This window comes from Pseudoalteromonas sp. BZB3, assembly GCF_040104455.1.
Classification (GTDB): Bacteria; Pseudomonadota; Gammaproteobacteria; order Enterobacterales; family Alteromonadaceae; genus Pseudoalteromonas.
This window is the reverse complement of sequence record NZ_JBECOS010000015.1, coordinates 52,451-75,473: the sequence shown is the minus strand read 5'-3', so window position 1 is coordinate 75,473 and position 23,023 is coordinate 52,451. Positions and strand designations below refer to the sequence as shown.

Here is a 23,023-nt window from a genome sequence, read left to right as displayed (position 1 = left end):
GCATTTGGAAAGAGCTTTTATATTGCCAATATCATGGAAATTTTTGAACGACTAGCTTGGTATGGCTTTTTTGCAGTGTCATCTATTTATATGACAACACCAAAGTCACAAGGCGGTGTCGGATTCTCTGATATTGAGAGAGGAGCAATTCAAGGGATCATTCCTTTCTTTTTATACTTATTGCCTGTTCTAACTGGCGCACTCGGTGATCGAATTGGTTATAAAAAAATGTTTATCATTTCTTTTGTCATCATGGCGCCGAGTTATTTCTTACTGGGCCAAGTTAAAGACTTCTGGCCATTTTTTTTAGTACTCAGCTTTGTCGCTTTAGGTGCTGCATGCTTTAAGCCAGTCGTTGTTGGCACGATTGCTCATAGTACCAATGACCAAAATAGAGGGCTTGGTTTTGGTATATTCTATACCATGGTTAACGTCGGTGGGTTTCTAGGTCCACTTATAGCCGGTGCTATGCGAGCGATAAGTTGGGATGCGGTCTTTATGATGTCAGCGGTTTGGATATTACTAAACTTTGTGCCTGTTTTATTTTTCTACAAAAACCCGCCATCACTTAAGAAGCAAAACGATAAAAGCTTAAAAGAAACAATAAATGAGGCACAAAGTGTGTTAGGAAATGGCCGTTTTGCTTTGGTTTTATTTGTTTCTATCGTACTACTAATGTGCGCGGGTGTTGAGTGGTTAACTTACCCTCAAGCGTTTTTGGCCATTGCACTCTGGCTTATATCAAATGTAATTTGGAATTTATTTGCAAAAGAAAGTGCATCATGCTGGTGGCAAGAGAAAGTGAAAGTCAGTAATGCTAAATTCGCGATTTATCTTGCTATATTAACGGGTTTTTGGACTGTTTATAACCAACTTTTTTACACCGTACCGCTTTTTATTCGTGACTTTGTTGATACCAAAGACTTAGTTCAGTTCTTATCAATATTCGGGCAGGGTGCAGTTGATTTCTTTGCCTACGTAGATGAAGAAAAAATATCTGCAGCTATAGTGGCTTTGTTTAATGACATAAAGTTGAACAACACTATTGAATTGGAAACATTGAGACTGGAGTGGGTGCATTTAAAAGTAAATGTACCAACTAATGAATTAGCGAATTTGGTCACAGAATTACGTTTAATTACCAACAATACAGACGAATTAAATAGTACACAAATTCAAAACTATACAGCCCACCTTTTGGCATACCGACAGGTTAACCCTGAGTATCTAATTAACTTAGACTTTGCTGCAATCGTTTTGCTACAAATATTTGTGAGTTTACTTTGTCAAAGGTTTAAATCTATCTATGTGCTAATTGCTGGACTCATAATCATTGCGGCTGCATTCATATTCTTAATTGGCTCTCAAAGCAATATGGTAGGCTGGGTGATTACAGTTGTGATCTTATTAATTGCATTAGGTGAAATGCTTACCTCACCAAAGAGTCAAGAATATGTTGCAAGCATAGCACCGAAAGAGCAAGCAGCCTTGTATATGGGTTATTACTTTGTTTCCATGGCATTAGGTTTTTTGTGTGCAGGATTTTTGTCAGGTTGGAGCTATGCGAATCTAGCATTAGGTATGAATAAACCAGAACTGATGTGGTTACTATTTGCTGCCATTGCCGGCGTCACATCTATTGCGTTGTGGTGTTTTAATCTTTACTCGAAAAATATGGCCCCAGAACCTGTGATGAATTAACGTCGAATACTTTAACAAAAAATTGAAGCCTTTATAGCTAACCCTAAAGGCTTTTTTCTTGTCTATACAAGTATTAAACCTTAATTATAAATACCAAAACAAAAGGTAACTCACTAATAATGCAGGTATTGCTGAATATAGCGTGGCAATTAAAGCTGCCTTAGGTGCCATTGCTAAAGCAGGGAAAAGCGCGTCTCCATCATTAGATATGGCATTACCAACTAAAGCACTAAATGGAATAATACCTTGTATATACAATGTAGTGATAACTATTTGAGGGCCACAACCAGGTAATAAACCGATTGCAACAGCAATGGGTGGGGCATAAATCGCATATTCACTAAACCAAGCTCTAAGATCTAGCCCAAACACACTCACTGCAATTTCATAAAGCATAAAGCTCGCGATTACCCAGGCTGTTACAAAGTGGGTATCTTGTATTATTCGAGAAAACTTACTGGGTGGTGATACTTCCTCATCTTCAGCTGTTATTTGTTGATAGGTTTTACCTTCTGAAGAGAATGCCCAAATGGTGACTGCGATAGCTGCAAACAAAGCACCAAAATAAGTGATGGCATTATCAAATTCTCCGAAGTCTACATTAAATGCGATGAGTAAAGATATAAACAAACAAGGCGCTAAAAAGCACTTCCATAGCTTTTCACCAACATAAATGGCCTTATTCGATTTCATGCAATCATGGGCATAGTTTGAAGCTTTTTGAGGATGACAAAATGAATCTGCATGGAACAAATGGACAATTAAACCACTTATTATGCCTGTAGCAACGCCAATACTAATAACAGTGAGCGCTGCAATAGGATCTTTAGCTAACAGTAGAAAAGCAGCATCTCCCATGGTTGCAGTTAATACAGCGACAACAGAAGCAAAGCTGGCTTGTTTCTTGGTAAATTGAGTAACTACAATAATAGCTCCACCACAACCTGGTAATGCGCCGAGTATTGCAGCGAAGGTAATCTCTAACGAAGGTGATTTGGCTTTTAAGTAACTGAGTTCAAGTTGAGGTAACCTATCAACTAAATAGTAATAGATGAATAAGGTTGCGGCGACAAAAACAGTAACCTGAAAAAATGCATCTGCAAGGGTAGGTATTGTTATGGTTCTTATTGGTTCATAGAGTAAAGACAGAAGTATAAAAACAGGTAAAACAAGTCGCTTATTGGCAAGCATGAATGCAAGCGAATTGAGAACAGGTGAATGCCTTAAAGTTGTGAGAGTGTTCATAAAGTGCAACCAATAAATATTATCAGTTGCACTTTAGTGTTAATTTAAATAAAAATCAATCTCATTTAAGTTTATTTGCGTTTGAATTCAGCGCCGGCTTTCCATGTTGGCCATTCAGCTTGTTGAGAAACGTCATAACCGACTTGGAAGAACAACTGCAAATCTTGGACTGCACCTCTTAAGTCCCATTCATCACGGTATCTGTCACATGGTTGGTGATAACAGCCACGAAGTACCAAACTCATTTTCTTACGATAGTTTGCTGTTGCTTCATCAAATGCTTCTGTACCGCCACCAGCGTACATCGCAGGTACGCCCATATTTGCGAATGCAAAGTGATCTGAGCGGTAATAACCACCTGATGCCGGACGTGGATCTCCAGAAACTACACGACCCTGAGCTTTAGCAGCATCAGCCAACATTTCGTCTAGGCTTGATTTACCGATACCCACTACGCTGATATCTTTCACTTTACCAAGTAGGTTTAAGCTATCCATGTTGATGTTAGCAACGGTCTGTTTTGCTGGAATAACCGGCGTATTCGCATAGAATTTTGAGCCAAGTAAGCCTTGCTCTTCAGCGGTTACTGCTAAGAAGGTAATGGAACGGTCTGGACGAGTTGGCAACTTAGCGAATGCTTCTGCTACTTCAATCATACCACCAGTACCCGTCGCATTATCATGCGCGCCGTTATAGATTTGGTCACCTTTACGGTTTTTATCTATACCCAAGTGGTCCCAGTGTGCAGAGTAAACAATGTGCTCTTCTGGCTTTTTACTTCCAGGTAAAGTCGCAATAAAGTTATACGACGTTGATGTCTTGATCTTGCTCTTAACCGTCACTGAGGCGGTTAAGTCGCCCATATCAACATGATAGGCGCCTTGTGCCGCTTTCTTCTTAGCATCCTTAAAGTTTAGACCTGCTTTTTCGAACAGCTCTTTAGCGACATCGACTGTCACCCAACCTTCAACGGCTACACGGTCCATGTTTTTATTTTCTTTTTGGAAGCCAAATTGCTCGCCGCTCCAAGAGTTTTCAACAACGCTCCAAGGGTAAGAGGCAGGTGCTGTTTCATGAATGATAATGGCACCTGCAGCACCTTGACGGCTGGCTTCTTCGTATTTGTATGTCCAACGACCATAGTAGGTCATGGCTTCACCGGTGAACATGCTTGGATCTTTGGTCGCAAAACCAGGATCATTAACCAGCATTACAACCGTTTTACCCTTAACATCTAGGCCTTCATAGTCGTTCCAGCCGTATTCTGGGGCATTCACACCATAGCCAACAAACACCATTTCAGAGTTGTTGATAGACTCAAGTTCGCTAATACGGCCTGTGCCCATCACCATTTCTTTTTTGTATTGATAAGCTTTACCATCAATTACTAGCTCCATATTAGAGTCAGCTTCAATTGAAACAAGCGGCACCTCTTGGAAGAAACTGTCGCCATTACCAGGCTCATAACCGAGCGCTTTAAAGTGTTTAGTTAAATAGGCGAGAGTAAGCTCTTCACCTTTTGAAGAAGGGGCGCGGCCTTCAAACTCATCAGAAGCAAGTGTTTTAATGTGCTCTGCAAGTTGTGTTTCGTTGATGCTGTTATAAGCGGCTTGAATATCGTTAGATGTGTTACTTGTTGATACGCAACCTGCAAGCACTGCTGCTGCAATTGCGCTAAGTGTTATTCTCAGTTTCATAATCACTTTTTTCTTTTAATTAAAATCGCTTAAGTATACACATTTCTAGACTGCTTGTTCGAGTTAAAGCGATTAACCGCCTCGGTTGGCGTGAAGACAAGTTTACGATAAAATCGCGAAAATTTTTAAGTCTGTAGTCCTATGAAAAGATTTGTTGCCTCAGAGACATTTTCTCAATCCTGTCTTAATAATGGTGCTTTTGAGCATCTAAATACATTGTTTAACCTCAACTCACATACAGACTGGCCAAGTTTTGACTGGTTAAGTGGGTTAAAAGACTTAAAGAACCCGCAAGGGTTAAATATTCGTTTTACGCCTAACTCTGAATTAGAAAATGAAACACGTTATTATGAAGCGATTATCTTCGAAACAGGGCAAGTGCCAACGCGAGAGCAAAATTGGCATGACTTATTCGGCGCTTTCATCTGGTGCTTATTTCCAAAAACCAAAGCACTTCTTAACGAATTGCATATTAAAGAAATAGAAACGCACGGCACTAAACAAAGAAGCAAAAAAAGAAATGCAATCACATTATTTGACGAATGTGGCGTTATATTAGTGGTTGATAATGATGAAATAATTTCTCAGCTTAAATCACATCAATGGTCAGAAGCTTTTGTGGAACAAAGAGCACAGTGGGGTAAAAATTATTTACCTTTTACATTTGGCCACGCTAACTACGAAATGATGACCAACCCGTTTATAGGGCTTACAGGTAAGTTAGTTTGTATAAAAGCTGATGAAAGTTTTTACCAATTAAGCTTAGAACAGCAATATCGCTATTTAGACACGCAACTTTATCAAATGATCAAAGATGGGTTATTAGAAGACAATAAAAAGATGTCACCTTTACCATTATTAGGTGTGCCTTCATGGTATGAAGAAAATAAAGACGCAAGTTTTTATGCTAATACAGATTATTTCCGCCCGAAACGAAAATAATAGCGTTTGAAGACAATAAAAAAGCGGCTAAATAGCCGCTTTTTTTTGCTGTAAGATTAAGCCTTGATAGCTTTCGTGATCTCAGCAACTGCTGATTCAATATCAAGTATTAGCTTTTCACCGGTTATACGGTTCTTAAGCTCAACCTTATTCTCGTCAAGATTACGCTCACCGATAACAAGCGTGTATGGAATACCAACCAATTCCATGTCATTAAACATGACACCAGGGCGCTCTTTACGGTCATCGAATAACACATCAACACCAGCATCTTGAAATTCGCTGTATAAACGCTCTGCGATATCAGGAATACGATGAGATTTGTGCATGTTCATAGGCACGATAGCAAGTTCGAATGGCGCAAGGGTTTTTGGCCACTTAATACCAAACTTATCATTGTTTTGCTCAATGGCAGCAGCAACGATACGCGATACACCAATACCATAACAACCCATGGTCATTATTTGGTTTTTACCGTTTTCACCAAGCACACCAGCATTCATTGCTTCAGAATATTTACTACCAAGTTGGAAAATATGACCCACTTCAATACCGCGTTTGATATGCAGTGTACCATTTCCGCAAGGGCTTTGATCGCCTTCAACCACGTTGCGAATATCTTCAACAGTGTATTCTGTTACATCACGGTCGAAGTTGATACCACTGTAGTGCACACCATCTTTGTTTGCGCCAGCAACAAAGTCAGCCATCACAGCAGCACTGCGGTCAACAATAATTGGCATATTAAGACCTACAGGACCTAATGAGCCAGGACGAGCGCCAATGGTTGCGACAATGTCTTCTTCTTTTGCCATTTCTAGTGGCGAATCAACAAGGGATAGTTTTTCAGCTTTTAATTCATTTAATTCATGGTCACCACGAACGATAAGTGCAACTAAACCACGTTCTTCATTTTCATCTGGTGCACCATAAACAATAAGGGTTTTAACACCACGATGTGGTTTAACACCATGTTTTGCTTTTAGCTCTTCAATGGTTTTTGCTTCTGGCGTGTCGAATGTGTTTAATTCTTTAGATGGAGCAGGGCGTGTTTCGCTAGGTGCAACTGCTTCAGCTTTTTCAATATTTGCTGCGTAATCGCTTGAATCACTGAATGCAATTGCATCTTCACCCGATTCTGCTAACACGTGGAATTCATGAGAAACACTACCACCAATTGAACCCGTGTCTGCAATTACTGGACGGTAATCTAGACCTAAACGCTCAAAAATATTGCAGTATGCTTTATGCATACGTTGGTAGGTATTATCCAGACACTCTTCTGTCATATGAAAAGAGTAAGCATCTTTCATGGTGAATTCACGTGCACGCATTACACCAAACCGAGGACGAACCTCGTCGCGTACTTTAGTTTGAATTTGGTAGAAATTAATTGGTAGCTGCTTGTAGCTATTAATTTCTTTACGTACTAGATCTGTGATCACTTCTTCGTGTGTAGGGCCAAGTGCGAAAGGACGGTTATGTCTGTCGTTGATACGCAATAGCTCAGGGCCAAACTGTTCCCAGCGGCCAGACTCTTCCCACAGATCAGCAGGCTGAATAACCGGCATAAGTAACTCGATTGCACCGGCTTTGTTCATTTCTTCACGAACTACTTGTTCAACTTTACGTAAAACTTTCAAGCCTGATGGCAACCAAGTGTACAAACCTGATGCAAGTTTACGGATCATGCCTGCACGAAGCATAAGTTGGTGGCTGATAATTTCAGCATCAGAAGGCGTCTCTTTTAGAGTCGCAAGAATATATTGACTGGTACGCATGGTGGTTCCGTTCGTATAGTATTTTGTTTTTCTAGAAAATGGCCGTTAGTTTAGCAGTGCTAACGAGCCATACAAAGTGTTTATTAACGTTCAATACTGATTTCTGTGACAAGATTGTGTTCACCGTCGACTTGCCAGCGAATATTGTAATGATACAAGTTCATTCCGTAAGTCTGTGTGCCTGTTTTTTGTTTTTTGTAAGCAGGTCGGGGGTCTTGTTTAAGTACATTGGCAATAAACTCTGGCAGTGATTTATCAGATTGCTTTGCTAAAAACTCAGTCGCTTTTTTTGAAAACTCAACAGTCATTAAGGTTTCTGGACGTGTATCGGCAAAACCTGCAGAAGCTTCAGGCATGGCATCTGAATAGGGTAAATAGGGCTTTATATCGATAATCGGTGTGCCATCAAGTAAGTCTATCCCAGATAAAAGTAGCGCAAGTTGACCGTTCTTATATTCAACACCCTCTAATTTAACCGCACTCATGCCAATGCCATTAGGTCGAAAAGTGGCTCGGGTTGCAAATACGCCTTTTTTTTCATTGCCGCCTAAACGTGGCGGACGGACAAGTGCAGAATAGCCTTTGTCAGCGGTTTCGTGAAAACGAAACAACAACCATAAGTGTGTAAACTCTTCGATACCTCGAACAAACTCTTCGCGGCTAAATTCTTTACTAAAAATCAGTTTGGCTTTTGCCTCAGGCACTAAACGGGGCTGTCTAGGTATGGCAAACTTTTGTTTATAAGGAGATTGAATAAAACCGACAGGCTCAATTTGGTAGTTTTCCACAAGCAACTAAATATAAAAATATAGATGTTCAGATTGTAACTTTTCTAAAGCAAATAAACCATGTAATGAAGGTGTAATGGCGTGTAATTGGATTATTTTGCAAACCGACATAATCTTATGTCTGAATTATCGTTTAAGTTACAGAAAAATGACTGATAAAAAAAACGCATCTAGGTTTATTGCCACTAACCATCAACCACATGAGCGAGAATTATTGATGAGTGCAAGATCATCAGCCTTAAAAGAACATTTTGCTTCTAGAACAATATTTAACCTTAAGGGCACGAAGAATACTTCAAAAGGGAGTGATGAGAGTGAACATGGGATTTGAACACAATATTGATGTCGTATGTAGAAAGGTAATATTAAAATATAGCTGTGAAGAGTTACACAGTTCGATTAAAGATTCGCTTATATCGAGAAAAACAAAACTAAATGAGCTTGTTTCTCAGATCCAAAATGGCTTAGTGAGCCCTAAAAACTTTGAACTCTTGATTGAAGAGCAGAAGTCATTATTAATTCACGATTTAAAAACGAATAAACATAGTCAGCAGCAAATAAATGACATTGCAAATATGACTATTTATGAACTGGCTAAGCACGCTCTCAATTAAAACCTCTTATTTTTCTACAGTGCGATGAAGCAAGGATTCAGTTTCAATCGCTATTTCTTTCATTTTAATTGCATATTGTTCTAGCTTTTTTTGTTCTTTGGTTTTTGCTACAAACTGTGGCACAGGCACAGGGTAGCCAGCTTTATCCATCGCAATAAAACTAATAATGCAGTGATTACTTTCAGATAGAATATTATTTTGAGGGTCGCCACATTTTACTCGGATGAAAATTTGCATGCTAGTTTTACCGGTATGTGCGATTTGCGCGGTAACTTCTACAACTTGGCCGACAAGAATAGGGCGTTTAAACCTGACACCTGCAACAGATACAGTAACACAATAACTGCCACTCCAGCCCGCTGCACACGCATAACCGGCTTGATCTATCCACTTCATAACAATGCCGCCATGCACTTTACCACCAAAATTAACATCCGTGGGTTCTGCCAAAAATCTAAAAACAAGCTCAGATTGCTGATTCATATATTTCAACTTATTAAGATGAATAATGTTAAGTATAGTCAACAGTCTGTAAAACGAAAAAAGGGCCATTCGGCCCTTGTGCAATTTAGGTATAGGAATACAGCTTTACATATTAGGGTAGTTTGGACCACCTGTCCCTTCAGGCGTTACCCAAGTGATGTTTTGACTCGGATCTTTGATATCGCAGGTCTTACAATGTATACAGTTTTGGGCGTTAATAACGAATTGCTTCTCACCTTCGTTTTCAGAAATTTCATATACACCAGCAGGACAATAACGTTGTGCAGGCTCATCAAATTTAGCAAGATTAAAGTTAATAGGGATCGCTTTATCTTTTAACTGCAAGTGACAAGGTTGCACTTCTTCATGGTTGGTATTTGATAAAAATACAGAAGACAATTTATCAAAGCTGAGCTTACCATCAGGTTTTGGGTAGCTAATGTTGTCACATTCACTCGCAGGTTTCATGCATGCATGGTCGAAGGTTGTGTCTTTAAATGTGAATGGTAAAGACCCATTAAAAAAGTTTTGATCTAGTGTGTTATACGCGCCACCTAAAATACTACCAAACTTATGAATAACCGGACCGAAGTTTCGTGATTGATATAACTCATCATACAACCAGCTCGATTTAAATAACTCGGCAAATGAACTTAAATCAGCAGTTGGGTTTTCTTGCGCTAGGGCTTCTATCATTGCATCGGCAGCCAACATGCCTGATTTCATTGCAGTATGATTACCTTTGATTTTGGCAAAGTTTAACGTACCCGCATCACAGCCAATTAATAAGCCGCCAGGGAAATGCATTTTAGGCAGTGAATGGAAACCACCTTTTGCAATAGCTCTTGCACCATAGGCGATGCGCTCACCACCTTCTAATGTTTCTTTAAAGACAGGATGGTGTTTCATTCGCTGGAATTCATCAAATGGACTCAAATGTGGATTCGAGTAATTTAAGTCAACAATAAGACCCACAACGACCTGATTATTTTCAGCATGGTACATAAATGAACCACCCGTTGTATCGCCTGTTAGTGGCCAACCAGTACCGTGTACAACCGTACCCTCTTTGTGCTTACTCGGATCTATTTGCCAGATCTCTTTAAAGCCTAAGCCGTAATGTTGTGGTGTTGCATCTTTATCGAGTTCAAACTCTTTAATTAACTGTTTACCTAAATGACCACGGCAACCTTCAGCAAACACAGTATATTTTGCTCTAAGCTCCATACCCGGCATGTAGCTATCTTTCGGCTGACCTTCTCTGTCTAGGCCCATATCACCTGTAACAATGCCTTTTACTTGATTGTCCTCAATAATGAGAGAGTGGGCACTGAAACCAGGGAATACCTCAATACCCAAGCTTTCAGCTTGTTCAGCAAGCCAACGACATACATTACCCATAGATACAATATAGTTGCCATCATTCTTGAATGTCTTTGGGATCGCAAAATGAGGAATGCTGGTGGCATTGTCTTCATTTTTGAATAGATATATTTCGTCTTCGGTGACATGCGTATTTAAAGGTGCACCTAAAGTTTTCCATTCAGGTAATAATTCATCCAGTGCTTTGGTTTCGAATACAGCACCAGATAAAATATGTGCGCCGACTTCAGAGCCTTTCTCAACAACGCAGATCATTAATTCTTGTTCTTTTTGTTGCGCTTGTTGAGCCAGACGAATTGCACATGAAAGGCCAGCAGGTCCTGCGCCAACAATTACAACGTCAAACTCCATCGTTTCGCGTTCGACCATATTATCCTCACTTATCTTGACGGTAGCGTAAACGTTTAAATGTTTTATTGTGAACTAGTTATATGACGCAGTCTTGATCTTAACCGCGATTAAATGACTTTGAACACATTAAAATGGCTGACGGATTGCCAAATAAACGTTTATTTAAATATTAAGTTTTTTATAAGTTAATCTAAGGTTATTTTAGGTTGACGTTTACGTCAACAGGAAGTAGGCTGATTGCATTAAATAAATGTATTGACGTTAGCGTCATCTTCAAGAATTAACCAGATCATGGAGTAACTATGAAAGTACTTGTGCCAATCAAACGCGTGATTGACTACAATGTCAAGGCAAGAGTAAAGCCTGATAACAGTGATGTTGATCTAACGAACGTAAAAATGGCAATGAACCCTTTCTGTGAGATTGCGGTAGAAGAAGCCATCCGATTAAAAGAAGCGGGCATTGCAACAGAATTGATTGCAGTGTCTATTGGTGATAAAGCTTGCCAAGAGCAGCTTCGTACTGCACTAGCACTTGGCGCTGACAAAGCCATTCAAATTGAGACAGATGCAAAGCTTGAGTCTATTCACGTTGCTAAGCTGCTAAGTAAACTTGTAGAACAAGAACAACCTGAATTAGTTATTTTAGGTAAGCAGTCGATTGACTCTGACAATAACCAAACAGGTCAAATGCTTGCGGCATTAACAGGTCGTAGCCAAGGTACATTCGCTTCAAAAGTAGTCGTTGAAGGTGGTAAAGCATTAGTTACTCGTGAAGTTGACGGTGGTTTACAAACAGTGTCTTTATCACTTCCAGCAGTTGTTACAACAGACTTACGATTAAATGAACCCCGTTATGCTTCTCTTCCTAACATTATGAAAGCAAAACGTAAGCCATTAGACGTAATTTCAGCTGACAGCCTAGGTGTTGATTTAGCACCTCGAACTGAGCTTTTAAAAGTTGAAGAGCCAGCTAAGCGTGAAGCAGGTATCATAGTTGAAGATGTAGCAGAGCTTATAAATAAATTAAAAACTGAAGCTAAGGTGATCTCATGAGTGTATTAGTAATTGCAGAGCACGAGCAGGGCGCTCTTAAACCTGAAACAGCTAAAGTTATCAATGCAGCAGCAAAGATTTCAGACAATATAACAGTGTTAGTTGCAGGCCATTCAGTAGCGGCCGTCTCTGAGTCTGCTGCTAAAATTGCAGGTGTTAAGTCAGTAATTGTTGCTGATAAGCCTGTGTTTGAACATCAGCTAGCAGAAAGTACTGCGGACTTAGTTGTGGAGCTTGCTCCTGACTATACACATATTCTTGCGAGTGCTTCAACTACAGGTAAAAACACTTTACCTCGTGTAGCTGCTTTACTTGATAAGTCGCAGATTTCTGAAATCATTGATGTTATTGATGCAGATACTTTCAAGCGACCAATTTATGCGGGTAACGCGATTGCAACGGTTAAATCATCGGAAGATAAAAAGATTATTACAGTTCGTGCAAGTGCATTTGATACGCAAGGTGAGCAGGCTGCAGTTGCAATTTCATCTGTCGAAACTGCAGCTGATAATACTCTTTCTGAGTTTGTTTCAGTTGAGCAAACTGAATCAGAACGTCCAGAGTTAAATGCAGCACCTGTGGTCATTTCAGGTGGTCGTGGTATGCAGAATGGCGAAAACTTTGCGCTACTAAATGGTATTGCAGATAGATTAGGCGCTGCGATTGGTGCTTCACGTGCAGCGGTTGATGCTGGCTTTGTACCAAATGACATGCAGGTGGGTCAAACAGGTAAGATTGTTGCCCCAGATTTATATATTGCAGTCGGTATCAGCGGTGCAATTCAACACTTAGCGGGTATGAAAGACTCTAAAGTAATTGTTGCTATAAACAAAGACCCAGATGCACCAATTTTCCAAGTTGCTGATTATGGTCTAGTAGCAGATTTATTTGATGTGTTGCCTGAACTAGAAAACGCATTATAAGAACAACGATAGTTTCTGGTTGTAAAGCCGCGCTCCACTTTATGGTCGCGGCTTTTTTATTTACACAGTAAATTGGCTGACTAAAGCTTTCAAGTGCGAGGCTTGTTTATCCAAAGATGCGCCAGCATGACTGGTTTGCTCGACAAGCGAGTTGTTTTGTTGAACACTTTGGTCGATTTGTTTAATTGCAATATTGATTTGTGACACGCCATTTGACTGCTCATTACTTGAAATCGCAATGTCATTCATAAGCTTAGACAGAGTCTGAATACTACTTACGATATCGCGCAGGGTATTGCCAGATTGTTCAGCAAGCATCAAACCATTTTCAACCTTGTCGGCACTGTCTTTCAGTAAACCAGAAATTTCTTTTGCAGCATCTGAGCTTCGTTGTGCTAATTGACGCACTTCAGCGGCAACCACAGCAAATCCTCGACCTTTTTCACCTGCTCTCGCGGCTTCGACAGCGGCATTGAGCGCAAGAAGATTAGTTTGAAATGCAATGCCATTGATTACTTCAATGATATTAGAAATCTCATTTGAACTGTCACTAATGGCCTTCATTGCGGTAACTGTATTATTAACTAATTCACCACCTTCGATGGCTTGTTGGTCGGCATTTTGAGCGTGTTCATTTGCGGTTTGTGCATGTTTGGTATTACTGGTGACTTTATCAGTCACTTCACCCATAGAGACGGTAGTTTCTTCAATAGAAGCCGCTTGTGATTCTGTGGATGAATTCAACTCTTGTGTAGATTGACTTATCTGCGCTGAGGCATTCGCAACGGTATTTGCTGTTTCATTAATTTCGGTGACCATTGCGGCAAGATTTTCGATACTTTGGTTTACGGAGTCTTTTAGACATGAAAAGTCACCTGAGTAGTTACCATCGATTTTTTTAGTTAGATCGCCTTGCTCTAAGGCATTCATCACGGCGATACAAGACTGTAATGGGGTAGAGATAGCATCTAGTGTATCATTAATTGATGAAACAATGTCTCTATAAGCTCCTTGGTGTAACTCGACATCAGCACGCTTTGATAGCTCACCAGAATTAGCAGCACTAGCTAACATTGAGGTGTCATTTAAGAGCAAGTTAATGGCATGAATACTTGTTTCAAAACTGCTCAGAATGTTCTCAAAATCTCCTTTGAATTGTGATTTGTCTAGATTGGGTAGTTGTCCAACGGCAATGTTATCAAGGTAGCTAGATGTGAGTTGTACTGGCTGTATGATGGCATCAAGAGTTTGGTTAATGCCAGTGATGATAGATTTAAATTCTCCATTATGCGCATTGCTATCTGCGCGATTTGAAAGTTCACCAGCTAAAGCTGAATTTACTAAATACGTAGAGTCAGAAATTAGTAAGTTAATCGCTTTTGCGCTTTGTTCCAAAGATTGTTTTATCTTTAAAAAGTCGCCTTGGTAGCTCCCTTCAATTTTATTTGGTATTTCACCACGTGAAATGGCTGTGAGATATTTTTCTGTTTGCATGACGGGAGATACAATGGCATTAAGCAAGCGGTTGATGCTTTGGCTTAGTGTCAGCATAAAGCCGTTTAGGTTGTCTACGTCTAACCTGGCGTCCAGTTGGCCTGCTACCGCAGCATTAATAATGTCGTCTACTTTATTTTCTGTGTTTCTCTGTTCGGTTAGATCATTGAGTTCAACGACCACACCAATTACATCACTAGCATTATTTAAAACAGGGCTCGCTGTAATATTGAGGTAAACATGCTCGACATTCATTTCGAATTGAACTTGTTGGCTTTTAGCTTGTTCAATTTGTTGTTCATACTTACTCGACAATATTTGAATAATATTAGTCCCAATCAGTATTGAAGGACTGTTGATTAAACTCTGATAGCGATTTAGCAGTGTATTTGTTTCATTATTAGCGTAAATAATTTCATTATTTGCTTTGTAAAGTAAAACTGGGGAAGATGCGTTGTCTAGTGCTTGTTTAATTCGGCCGCTTTCTTCAGCTTGTAATTTTTGCTGGAGCATTTGTTGGGTCAATTGCTCATTAGCTTCACGAATGTTGGTTTGCATCTTATCGAGCGAAGTAAGTAAAGCGCCAATTTCATCTTTACTAGTTGAGTTGATGTTGTTTTCTAAATTACCGTCAGATATTTCAGTTGCAACTTGTGACGCTATTTTTATAGGGCGAGTGATCCAACGCTGAATTAACAATGCCATGATCACGATTACAATAAATGAAACAGCTAGGATGATTACAGTACTTTCAAAGATCGCAGTTTCTTTTTCATCACGCAGTCTTTTTACTGCATTGTCAACATACTTATCTATGGATTGATTGAGTTCTTTTAGCTGAGTTGCAGCTGCTCTATCTATACCTTTAACGGCTTTGTCACCTGCTTGCGTATTGTAATTCGCATTTTCAAAATCAGACAAACCAATACGATATAATTCGCCAAGCTTATTATGCTCAGTTTTAAATTTATTAAGTTGTGACCGGATAGCTTCTGGCAAATAGACTTTAGACATAAGCTCAGAAGTCAGGTTTTGTACAACCTTTTCTTGTTCTGTAAATTGCTTTAAATATTTCTCGAATTGATCAGGGCTTTCACCACGAATAAGAATATTTTTCCACTCTTGGACCTGAGTTTTGAAAGTATTTAAGATGAGGTTAACTTTTAATTGTGCACTTAGCTCTTCTTCGATTAGAACATCATATTCTTGTGCAATATATTTAACAGAGTTAATCGCGAACATTGCACTGAGAAGTACTAAGGCTAATCCACCAAAAACTGTGCTGAGTAACTTGGCTTTAACAGTTTTCATCTTCATTCCCTAAATTTATTTCAGTATTATGAAGACTAGTGAAATATAATATTAATTCAATGTTTTGTAAGGAATAAAATAATAAAAGGCCAATAAATTGGCCTTTTATTATTGTCATTACTTTAAATTTAGAAGAATGCTCTGACACCTAATTTAAAGTTTCTGCCAGGAAGTGGGGCTTGCTCTTTAATTACAGAGGTATGAACAAAGCCTAGCTCATCTGTTAAGTTATCAATATTGAAATAAGCCATTACATCATTGCCAGCGAGATCAAAATCATACTGCATGCTAAAGTCTACTAATGTATAACCAGCTGTTCTGCTCTCATAAGAAGTAATCTTATTTTGACTTGCGTAACGCGTCACAGTTAAGTCAGCAACTAAATTGTCGAGTGCGTATTCGTACTTAATGCCAATTTTATTACTTGGAATACGGGGTAAATAACTTGAGTCTTTTAGTTTTGCCGTAATTGAATCAGCAAATAGCTTAACCGTGTTTTCTTCATTTAGCTTGTAGTGAGTATCTAGTTCAAAACCATATAGCTCAGCATCTTGGCTCTTGAATTGGTATACAGGTAACGCGCCTTCATGCTCATGGTCAGCTTCTTCAATACCATGTTCAGAAGAGTAAATTAAACCAGTATTTTCTTGATAGTAATAGTTTTCAACATCGTTATAGAAAAAGTTTAGTGTGTAACCAAAGTCACCAGTGAATTTTCTAAAGCTGATGTCAAAGTTCGTAGAAACTTCTTGTTGAATATCTTCTGGTTCGAAGTGGGCTTCACCATTTTCTAAGTGATAACCAAGACCTAACTCATAAGTACTTGTTGCGATATGCGTACCGTTAGAGAGTAATTCAGCAGTTAAAGGTGAGCGTTCAGAGTGCGACAAGTTAACAGCAATGTTCTGTCCTTCTGCATAATCATATACACCACCAATTGAGTAGCTCATATTAGTTTGGTTTAACTCGTATGCAAATAAACGTTTTTCATCATGCTCTTCGTGATCGTGATCGTGATCGTGATCGTGATCGTCATGTTCTTCGTGTGCTTCTTCAGTGATAACACTTGAAAGCTGGTAGTCCTCAATTCGAGCACCAAGCTCGAGGGTAAAATCACCAAACTGCTTTTCTTCTAAAACATAAAGTGCATGACTCGTTGTTTCTGTAGCTGGTGTAAATGCTTCAGCACCTTGTGCTTCATAATCACTATCAGAGAAATGATAACCAATAATACCATGCCAGCCAGCAAGTTTATGCTCAACACTAGTTCTCAATTCAGACGTTTTATTTTTGAAAGTTGTGCCTACTGCACCGCCTTCAATCTCACTGTGTTGATAATCAGTGAAGCCCACTTTCACATTGATGTTTTCAATGTAATTGTTGTGAAGCGCGTAATTAAAAAGTGCTTGCCAACGATCTTGTTTTACTCTTGCAAAAACACTTTCTTCATCATGGCCTTCGTCTCCATGCGATTCATGTTCACCCTCTTCATGGTCATGGTCATGGTCATGGTCATGGTCATGGTCATGATCGTGATGAGCGTGACTATGCGCAGGAATTCCATAATCTGTATCAATTCTGCCAAATGAGAAGCCCACGGTCAGGTGGTCATTTACATAACTTGTACCAAAATTAACTTGTTGAGAGTCGATGAATGTATTGGGTACTGATTTTAAAAGTTCTTCGTGTTCCTCATGCTCTTCATGTTCACCGTTCTCTTCATGTTCACCGTTCTCTTCATGTTCACCGTTCTCTTCATGTTCACCATTCTCTTCATGTTCACTATGTTCTTCATGAGAAGGGTACTCAGGTGCGTCATAATCTTTGCCATTTCTTACCACACCGTCAAAATGGAAATTGAATCCATCTTTACCTGTTTCGAATAAAGCAGCATAAGTATTTGTATTTGAGACAGTATCAAAACTATACCCAACGGCACCTGTTGTAGTGTCAATAATATCTGTTGGAATACGGTTATCTACAACGTTTACAACACCACCAATTGCACCAGAGCCATAAAGTAGGGTTGCTGGGCCGCGTAATACTTCTATTTGTTCGGCAGATAAGCTCTCATTAGTTGTTGTGTGATCAGGGCCAATACGAGAAGCGTCACTGCTATCTAAACCATTTTGCGTAATTTTTACTCTTGGACCATCTAAGCCACGAATAATTGGGCTAGAAGATACAGGCCCAAAGTAGCTAGCATTAATACCTGGTTGACCTTTAAGTGTCTCGCCTAGAGTTGGCTTAGCTTGCTTTTTCAATTCATCGCCAGATAAAACTGAAACAGGTGATGCCATCTCTAAATTATTTTTATGAAGGGCAGAGGCATAAACAATGATACTCTCAACTGAACTCGGTTCTAAAGACACTACCACGTTGCCTTGATCAGCTTTGATATCAATTCGCTGGTCGATGTAGTTGTTTTTAGTGATGTGTAGTTGACTATCAGCATCAGTATTAATGCTAAATTTTCCAAACCTGTCAGTGATAACAGATTGTTTTTTACCATGCAGGTGAACTTTAGCACCTGATATAGGTTTTTTGTTTGAGTCAATCACTTTCCCCGTGATTTGTGCGGCATATGCATTGCCTGCAGACAAAGCTGTCAGAATTGCAGTCGCAATTATAGAGTGTTTTTTCATCTTAGTAATTCATATTTAGTCTCAGTTATGGTTATGGTATAACAACACTGTGTCTTCAATCAACGAATGTTATACTGTAGCTTTGTTGAATTATCGCATTTTTGGCCTAAAGTTTGTTTATAAGGGATAGGAGTATCTGATGAGCAAGCCTTTTGTCTTTAAAGCAAGGTTAAAAGTGGCGGATCTTTTTCACCATGCAAATCATATAGAAGTGTTTACAGCTGCTGTTGCAAAAAGAGAAACTTTAGAGCACTTCTTACTTAGGATACTAGGGTTTTCTGCACTTTCTTATAATCAACGTACTTTTTTGAATCAAAAGTCAGATAAATCTTACCCGGATGTTTGGTGTGAAAACGATGAACAAAAGATTGTCTTAGCTTTATATGTGTCAGAGTTAGACATAAGCGAAATTAACCGACTGTGTAAACTTTACGATAGACTTTTGATTTTAACTATCGAAGGTGAGCGCTGGTATGATGAAATATCACCACAATTAATACAACATCACAATATTAGTATTTTCACCCTTAAAGCAAGCTTTTTAGAAGATCTAAAAACAAACTTAACCAATAGTATGCACTGGGATATTTTAATTGAACAGAATTCGATGAGTGTGAGTGATAAGTCAGGTTACTACCAAACAGAAGTAAAACAACTTTGTTAATACTAGAGTAATGTGATTGAAATATCAGTTAAAGGTTTAGAGCAACACATTAATACTTCACCATCTCTTACAAATGCTAACGGCTCTTGGTTGTAAATCACTTCACCTGAATTAAGTTTGGCTCTGCACGCACCACAAAAGCCTTCTCTACATTGATAAGTAACTTCAATGTTTGCTTTTTCAAGTGCATCTAATATGGAAGAGCACTGAGCCGCAAATGTAAGCGGCTCAGAATGTTCTTCAATAGATATTTTAGAACTGGGTTTCGAATTCATTATAAATCGAAATCACCGAAGTCAGATGCATCGACTTGAGAGTCGATTTGGCCAACTAGGTAAGAGCTGATCTCAGCTTCTTGTGGTGCAACTTGTACGTTGTCTGATACTAACCAGGCGTTGATCCAAGGGATTGGGTTGCTCTTAGTTTCAAAGATAGGCTTTAAACCAACAGCTGACATACGAGTGTTCGTAATGTATTCAACATATTGGCAAAGAATGTCTTTGTTTAAACCAATCATAGAACCGTCTTTAAACAGATATTCAGCCCATTCTTTTTCTTGCTGTGCAGCTTCTTCAAACATACGGTTTGCTTCGGCTTCACATTGCGCAGCTACAATAGACATCTCAGGATCGTCTTTACCTTCTTGCATAATATTTAGAATATGCTGAGTACCAGAAAGGTGAAGGGCTTCGTCACGGGCGATAAGCTTGATGATCTTTGCGTTACCTTCCATCAGTTCACGCTCTGCAAAAGCAAATGAGCAGGCGAAGCTGACATAGAAGCGAATAGCTTCTAAAATGTTTACAGACATGATGCAAAGATAAAGTAGCTTCTTAAGCTCAAATAAGTTAATACGAACTTCTTCACCATTAATTACATGCTTACCTTCACCATAAAGGTTATAAATTGATACCTTTTCGATTAGTTCGTCGTAATATTTTGTAACCGCATCAGCACGCTCATTAATTTTGTCGTTGCTTACGATGTCATCAAAGATAAGTTCAGGTGACTGCGTTACGTTACGAATAATATGTGTATATGAACGGCTGTGAATTGTTTCACTAAACGCCCAAGTTTCAATCCAAGTTTCAAGCTCTGGGATTGAAACGATAGGTAATAATGCAACGTTTGGCGAACGGCCTTGAACACTATCTAGCAATGTTTGATATTTCAAGTTGCTTAAGAAAATATGCTTTTCATGTTCAGGCAACGCTTGGAAATCTAAGCGGTCCTTAGACACATCAACTTCTTCTGGACGCCAGAAAAACGAAAGCTGCTTTTCAATTAACTTTTCAAAAATAGGGTATTTCTGCTGGTCATAACGTGACACGTTTACAGTTTGACCAAAAAACATTGGCTCTTTTAACTGGTCGTTATGATTTCTGCTAAATGTAGAATAAGACATATTTAATAATACTCGATAACGCAAAAAAGTGAGTAAGAACACTGCTTACTCACGTCTTAATTAAATTTTACACGCGCCGCCTTCGCAGCCATCATCTTCAATTTCTGGTTTTAATTCGTCTTGAGAGTCTGACGCACCATCACGTGTATTGTGATAATAAAGTGTCTTAACACCTAACTTATATGCAGTAAGCAGGTCTTTAAGAAGCAACTTCATTGGTACTTTACCACCTTCAAAGCGAGTTGGATCATAATTCGTGTTAGCAGAAATAGTTTGGTCAATAAACTTCTGCATGATACCTACAAGACCAAGATAACCGTCATTCGAAGGGATGTCCCAAAGTAGCTCATATTGTTCTTTTAGCTTTTCATATTCAGGCACTACTTGCTTCAATATACCATCTTTACTTGCTTTAACACTGATATGGCCGCGAGGAGGCTCAATACCATTTGTCGCATTTGATATCTGTGATGAAGTCTCTGATGGCATCAGTGCAGATACTGTCGAGTTACGCATACCGTGCTCTTGAATGCTTGCGCGTAGCGAATCCCAATCAAGGTGAAGCGCTTCGTTACAAATGTTATCTAGATCACGCTTGTAAGTATCAATCGGCATAATACCTTTTGAATACGTTGTCTCATTGAACTTAGGACATGTACCACGCTCTTTAGCAAGCTCATTTGAAGCTTTCATTAGATAGTATTGGATCGCTTCGAATGTGCGGTGTGTTAGGTTATTCGCACTGCCATCAGAGTATTTAACGCCATTTTTCGCAAGGTAATAAGCATAGTTAATTACACCAATACCTAGCGTACGACGACCCATGGTTGCTGTGTGTGCAGCAGGAACCGGGTAGTCTTGGAAATCTAATAAATTATCAAGTGCACGAACAGCAAGCTCAGCTAATTCTTCAAGTTCATCTAGAGAGTCGATTGCACCAAGGTTAAATGCTGATAGCGTACACAGCGCGATTTCACCTTCTGGGTCATTAATGTGTGAAAGCGGCTTTGTCGGCAGCGCAATTTCAAGACATAAGTTAGACTGACGGATAGGTGCAACCTTTGAATCAAATGGGCTATGCGTATTACAGTGGTCAACGTTTTGTAAGTAAACGCGGCCTGTACTCGCACGTTCTTGCGCAAACATAGAGAATAGCTCAATCGCTTTAATGCGCTTTTTACGAATAGAATCATCTTGCTCGTACTGTGTATATAATCGCTCGAACTCTTCTTGATCTTCGAAGAATGCATCGTAAAGACCCGGCACATCAGACGGGCTGAACAGCGTAATGTAGTCGTCTTTGATAAGGCGAGCGTACATTGTTTTGTTGAATTGCACACCGTAATCTAGGTGACGAACACGGTTTTCTTCAACACCACGGTTGTTTTTAAGTACCAGTAGGTTTTCTACTTCTAAATGCCAAAGCGGGTAGAATAGGGTAGCTGCACCACCGCGTACACCACCTTGAGAACAGCTTTTAACAGCCGTTTGGAAGTGCTTATAAAACGGAATACAACCTGTGTGATAAGCTTCACCGTTACGAATTGGGCTGCCTAACGCGCGAATACGACCCGCATTAATACCAATACCAGCACGTTGGCTGACATATTTAACGATTGCTGATGAAGTCGCATTGATTGAATCTAAGCTATCACCCGTTTCAATTAATACACAAGAGCTGAATTGTCGTGTTGGTGTACGAACACCTGCCATGATAGGTGTCGGTAATGAAATTTTAAATAAAGAAACCGCATCATAGAAACGTTTGATGTAATCAAGGCGAGTTTCTTTCGGGTAATCAGAGAATAAACTTGCAGCAACAAGAATGTATAAAAACTGAGCACTTTCATAGATTTCGCCAGTTACACGGTTTTGTACAAGGTACTTACCTTCTAACTGCTTCACCGCTGCATAGCTAAAGTTTAAGTCGCGGCTATGGTCTAAGTAGTTATCAAGTTCATCAATTTCTTGCTCGGTATAATCAATCAGAAGGTGTTGATCATAACGCTTTTGTTCTACCAGCTTTGTAATGTGGTCGTATAAACGTGGTGGCTCAAATTGGCCATATGCTTTTTTACGTAAGTGGAAAATAGCTAAACGTGCAGCAAGATACTGGTAATCCGGAGAGTCTTTATCGATCAAATCAGCAGCAGCTTTAATGATAGTTTCATGAATATCTTCAGTACGGATCCCATCATAAAATTGAATGTGTGACTTTAATTCAACCTGAGAAACTGAAACATTATCTAAGCCTTCTGCAGCCCAAGTAATGACGCGGTGAATTTTATCGAGATCGAGCGGCTCTTTGCGGCCGTTTCTTTTACTGACAGATAACTGTTGGTTCATAGCTGTGCCTGTAATCCTTCGGATTGAATATTTTAAAAATAATTGGCGAAAAAAAGCTCAGGTTTTGACCACTATATATGGTGGTTCTTCTGATTGGGATCACAAGATAGTGGGGTTCAATTTAATTTGCAATAGCAAGGTAAATGCACAAATGTGGATAAGTTTGGGATAAATAAAAAGTGTTAGTAACTATTA

At 39.3% G+C, this 23,023-nt stretch carries 17 protein-coding genes; 6 read left to right on the top strand and 11 right to left on the bottom strand.

Features of this window, described 5'->3' with window-relative positions; all coding sequences use genetic code 11:
- The first annotated feature begins 33 nt into the window (after positions 1-33).
- Positions 34-1,701, top strand: a complete 1,668-nt coding sequence (locus ABMY35_RS17175; protein ID WP_349287405.1) for an MFS transporter — start codon at positions 34-36, stop codon at positions 1,699-1,701.
- A gap of 84 nt (positions 1,702-1,785) precedes the next feature.
- On the opposite strand, the gene ABMY35_RS17170 is transcribed toward ABMY35_RS17175, so the two are convergent.
- On the bottom strand, positions 1,786-2,946 hold the full coding sequence (locus ABMY35_RS17170; RefSeq protein WP_349287322.1) for a putative manganese transporter: 1,161 nt from the start codon (positions 2,944-2,946) through the stop codon (positions 1,786-1,788).
- A gap of 71 nt (positions 2,947-3,017) precedes the next feature.
- Complete coding sequence (locus ABMY35_RS17165; protein ID WP_349287321.1) at positions 3,018-4,643, bottom strand: M28 family metallopeptidase; 1,626 nt, start codon at positions 4,641-4,643, stop codon at positions 3,018-3,020.
- Positions 4,644-4,784: 141 nt separating this feature from the next.
- On the opposite strand from ABMY35_RS17165, the gene ABMY35_RS17160 reads away from it, so the two are divergent.
- Complete coding sequence (locus ABMY35_RS17160) at positions 4,785-5,585, top strand: DUF3025 domain-containing protein (protein ID WP_349287320.1); 801 nt, start codon at positions 4,785-4,787, stop codon at positions 5,583-5,585.
- 56 nt (positions 5,586-5,641) lie between these two features.
- Here the strand turns inward: ABMY35_RS17160 and ABMY35_RS17155 are convergent, their stop codons facing one another.
- Both ABMY35_RS17155 and tsaA read right to left on the bottom strand, forming a co-directional pair.
- A complete protein-coding gene (locus ABMY35_RS17155) occupies positions 5,642-7,366 on the bottom strand; it encodes a proline--tRNA ligase (RefSeq protein WP_349287319.1) in 1,725 nt (574 codons plus the stop codon).
- 83 nt (positions 7,367-7,449) lie between these two features.
- A complete protein-coding gene (tsaA, locus tag ABMY35_RS17150) occupies positions 7,450-8,154 on the bottom strand; it encodes a tRNA (N6-threonylcarbamoyladenosine(37)-N6)-methyltransferase TrmO (RefSeq protein WP_349287318.1) in 705 nt (234 codons plus the stop codon).
- Positions 8,155-8,474: 320 nt separating this feature from the next.
- On the opposite strand from tsaA, the gene ABMY35_RS17145 reads away from it, so the two are divergent.
- The gene (locus tag ABMY35_RS17145) at positions 8,475-8,768 is read left to right on the top strand and encodes a hypothetical protein (RefSeq protein WP_349287317.1); all 294 of its coding nucleotides are present in this window, start codon (positions 8,475-8,477) and stop codon (positions 8,766-8,768) included.
- Positions 8,769-8,774: 6 nt separating this feature from the next.
- Here ABMY35_RS17145 and ABMY35_RS17140 read toward each other — a convergent pair whose 3' ends face one another.
- Together ABMY35_RS17140 and ABMY35_RS17135 are read right to left on the bottom strand one after the other, a co-directional pair.
- Positions 8,775-9,251 (bottom strand): acyl-CoA thioesterase, encoded by a 477-nt coding sequence (locus ABMY35_RS17140; protein WP_349287316.1) that lies wholly within the window; start codon positions 9,249-9,251, stop codon positions 8,775-8,777.
- A 105-nt stretch (positions 9,252-9,356) separates the two neighbouring features.
- Positions 9,357-11,003, bottom strand: a complete 1,647-nt coding sequence (locus tag ABMY35_RS17135; protein WP_349287315.1) for an electron transfer flavoprotein-ubiquinone oxidoreductase — start codon at positions 11,001-11,003, stop codon at positions 9,357-9,359.
- Between the two features lie 284 nt (positions 11,004-11,287).
- On the opposite strand from ABMY35_RS17135, the gene ABMY35_RS17130 reads away from it, so the two are divergent.
- Together ABMY35_RS17130 and ABMY35_RS17125 are read left to right on the top strand one after the other, a co-directional pair.
- The gene (locus tag ABMY35_RS17130) at positions 11,288-12,040 is read left to right on the top strand and encodes an electron transfer flavoprotein subunit beta/FixA family protein (RefSeq protein WP_349287314.1); all 753 of its coding nucleotides are present in this window, start codon (positions 11,288-11,290) and stop codon (positions 12,038-12,040) included.
- On the top strand, positions 12,037-12,963 hold the full coding sequence (locus ABMY35_RS17125) for an FAD-binding protein (RefSeq protein ID WP_349287313.1): 927 nt from the start codon (positions 12,037-12,039) through the stop codon (positions 12,961-12,963). Before ABMY35_RS17130 ends, ABMY35_RS17125 begins: the two co-directional genes overlap by 4 nt.
- A gap of 60 nt (positions 12,964-13,023) precedes the next feature.
- Here ABMY35_RS17125 and ABMY35_RS17120 read toward each other — a convergent pair whose 3' ends face one another.
- On the bottom strand, positions 13,024-15,768 hold the full coding sequence (locus ABMY35_RS17120) for a methyl-accepting chemotaxis protein (RefSeq protein ID WP_349287312.1): 2,745 nt from the start codon (positions 15,766-15,768) through the stop codon (positions 13,024-13,026).
- Positions 15,769-15,896: 128 nt separating this feature from the next.
- Positions 15,897-18,413, bottom strand: coding sequence for a TonB-dependent receptor (locus tag ABMY35_RS17115; RefSeq protein ID WP_349287311.1), 2,517 nt, complete (start codon positions 18,411-18,413; stop codon positions 15,897-15,899).
- 139 nt (positions 18,414-18,552) lie between these two features.
- Here ABMY35_RS17115 and ABMY35_RS17110 point away from each other — a divergent pair, with 139 nt between their 5' ends.
- Positions 18,553-19,077 carry a YaeQ family protein gene (locus tag ABMY35_RS17110; protein ID WP_349287310.1) on the top strand — a complete coding sequence of 175 codons (525 nt, stop codon included), beginning with the start codon at positions 18,553-18,555 and terminating at the stop codon, positions 19,075-19,077.
- A 2-nt stretch (positions 19,078-19,079) separates the two neighbouring features.
- Here ABMY35_RS17110 and yfaE read toward each other — a convergent pair whose 3' ends face one another.
- From yfaE to nrdA, 3 genes are read right to left on the bottom strand one after another with little or no spacing between them, the layout of a single operon-like run.
- Complete coding sequence (gene yfaE, locus ABMY35_RS17105; RefSeq protein WP_349287309.1) at positions 19,080-19,352, bottom strand: class I ribonucleotide reductase maintenance protein YfaE; 273 nt, start codon at positions 19,350-19,352, stop codon at positions 19,080-19,082.
- Entirely contained in the window at positions 19,352-20,482 is a 1,131-nt protein-coding gene (gene nrdB, locus ABMY35_RS17100) for a class Ia ribonucleoside-diphosphate reductase subunit beta (protein ID WP_349287308.1), read from the bottom strand. Before nrdB ends, yfaE begins: the two co-directional genes overlap by 1 nt.
- Before the next feature lie 60 nt (positions 20,483-20,542).
- Positions 20,543-22,828, bottom strand: a complete 2,286-nt coding sequence (nrdA, locus tag ABMY35_RS17095; RefSeq protein ID WP_349287307.1) for a class 1a ribonucleoside-diphosphate reductase subunit alpha — start codon at positions 22,826-22,828, stop codon at positions 20,543-20,545.
- Between the last annotated feature and the right edge of the window lie 195 nt (positions 22,829-23,023).